Origin of the sequence: Microvirga pakistanensis, assembly GCF_004458765.1 — a bacterium.
Classification (GTDB): domain Bacteria; phylum Pseudomonadota; class Alphaproteobacteria; order Rhizobiales; family Beijerinckiaceae; genus Microvirga; species Microvirga pakistanensis.
In genome coordinates this window covers 1-223 of sequence record NZ_SPJX01000160.1, presented here as the reverse complement: position 1 = coordinate 223, position 223 = coordinate 1, and the positions used below count along the sequence as shown (strand labels likewise).

Annotated in this window: 1 protein-coding gene; it reads left to right on the top strand. The window is 65.9% G+C overall.

The window, feature by feature from the left end:
- Positions 1 to 223 (top strand): class I tRNA ligase family protein (locus E4K09_RS05915; protein WP_134495838.1); only part of this gene is annotated, 223 nt, incomplete at both ends.

Here is a 223-nt window from a genome sequence, read left to right as displayed (position 1 = left end):
GGCTGGGACGCCTTCGGCATGCCGGCGGAGAACGCCGCCATGCAGAACAAGGTCCACCCCAAGGAATGGACCTACGCCAACATCGCCACCATGCGCGCCCAGCTGCAATCCCTGGGCCTGTCGCTCGACTGGAGCCGCGAGGTCGCCACCTGCGATCCGAGCTACTACAAGCACCAGCAGCGCATGTTCCTCGATTTCCTCGAGGCGGGCCTCGTCGACCGCA